Below are 1,777 nucleotides of genomic sequence, written 5' to 3'. Positions count from 1 at the left end.
GAGCTTGTCGGACATCGGCGGGCTGTAGAGGCCCCGCAATAGCCTCGCAATGCTATCCGTCGCTCAGCCTCGGTGGCGCTCGTGCCGCCACAGCGCAACAGCGACACGCCGAGCTTCATAGGTCTGCCGGAGCGATGTCCCTGTCCGTCGTCAGATGATTTGGGACATTCAGCGGTGTTCAGGAGCGGAGGCTCTGGTCCATCTGGGGTAAGAGGTTAGGCAGCCTGCGCGTGGTGGCGCAAGCGGCGATCCATCAGGGTCTGGCGCTTGATGCGTTCCCGCTCGGCCAGGATCCCTTCGCCGCGTCCGAAGTAGACGTCGGCGGGCGTGAGGTTGCTCAGGCTCTCATGGGCTCGGGCATGGTTGTAGTGTTCGACGAAGTCGGCAACCTGCGTCTCCAACTCGCCGGGCAAGTACGCGTGTTCGAGCAGGATGCGGTTTTTGAGCGTCTGATGCCAACGCTCGATCTTGCCCTGCGTTTGCGGATGGCATGGCGCACCGCGGATGTGGGTCATGCCCCGAATGCCGAGCCAGTCAGCCAGGTCGCTGGCGACGTAGCTCGGCCCGTTGTCGGAGAGCAGGCGTGGCGGCTGCATCACCCGCGCCTGATCGAGCCCAGCCGCCCCCAGCGCCAGGTCGAGCGTGGCGGTGACGTCGCTGGCCTGCATCGTCGTGCACAGCTTCCAGGCGACGATGTAGCGTGAGAAGTCGTCCAGGACCGTCGACAGGTAGTACCAGCCCCAGCCAACGACCTTCAGGTAGGTGAAGTCCGTCTGCCAAAGCTGGTTGGGCGCGGTGGTCTTATCGCGGAACTCGTCGGCGGCCTTGATGACGATATAGGCCGGGCTGGTGATCAGGTCCTGAGACTTGAGCAACCGGTAGACCGTCGCTTCCGAGACGAAGTAGCGGCGCTCGTCGGTGAAGCGCACCGCCAGTTCCCGCGGGCTGAGTTCAGGCTGCTCCAGAGCCAAGGCAACGATCTGCTCGCGGATCTCCGCAGGTAGACGGTTCCAGACCCGGCTCGGCTGCGAAGGATGGTCATTCAACGCCTCGGGGCCGCCGCGCCGGTAGGCGTCGTACCAGCGGTAGAACGTCGAGCGGGTGATGCCGAGCTTGTCCAGGGTGGCACGCACCGGCAGGTGGGATTGCTCGACCAGCCGAATGATCTCCAGCTTCTCGGGGGCCGGGTACCTCATGCCTCGTCGCCCCCAGCCCCGCTCATGCTTTTTTTAAGCAGACGGTTCTCCAGGACGAGATCAGCTACGACCTCCTTCAGCGCCCCCGCTTCGCGGCGCAGATCCCGCACCTCATCGGTGGTGGCCGCACGAGACGTGTCGCCGGACAGGCGCTTCTTGCCAGCCTCCAGGAACTCCTTGGACCAGCCGTAGTACATCGAGGCGGCGATCCCCTCACGTCGGCAAAGCTCGGCTATGCTGTCCTCGCCACGCAAGCCTTCCAGCACCACGCGGATCTTCTCCTCGGACGAGAACTGCCGACGTGTGGCCCGACGGATGTCCTTGATCACCGCTTCTGCCGGCTTCTTGGCCGGTCCGGATGTCTGCTTCATCTTCGCTCCTCAGGGGCTACGATGAACCAGCCATCCTCCGTTCGTGAAGACCCTCATTCTGTCCCACAGGTGCTGACGTCGGACAACCGCCTAGGATCGTGCCGAGCGTCGCGCCCGTCCCCGCGCCGGTGGCAGCATGGTCTGCCGTGTCGCCCGTTCCGGCATTGCCGGTATCCGCCTTGTTGCTGACGAGGCTGATATCGGAGTGGG

The 1,777-nt window shown here is 64.5% G+C and carries 1 protein-coding gene and 1 pseudogene; both read right to left on the bottom strand.

What is annotated here, in order from left to right:
• Nucleotides 1–215: 215 nt before the first annotated feature.
• A protein-coding gene (locus MKK67_RS03880) for an IS3-like element ISMex16 family transposase (RefSeq protein WP_243962326.1) occupies nucleotides 216–1,567 on the bottom strand; the annotation gives its coding sequence in 2 pieces (ribosomal slippage) (nucleotides 216–1,231 and nucleotides 1,231–1,567; 1,353 coding nt in all).
• A gap of 16 nt (nucleotides 1,568–1,583) precedes the next feature.
• A pseudogene (locus MKK67_RS03875) lies at nucleotides 1,584–1,777 on the bottom strand (hypothetical protein); the annotation flags it as partial.

This window comes from Methylobacterium sp. J-072 (assembly GCF_022829425.1).
GTDB lineage: Bacteria > Pseudomonadota > Alphaproteobacteria > Rhizobiales > Beijerinckiaceae > Methylobacterium.
The sequence above is the reverse complement of the archived record's forward strand: the minus strand, read 5'-3'. Positions and strand labels throughout refer to the sequence as shown.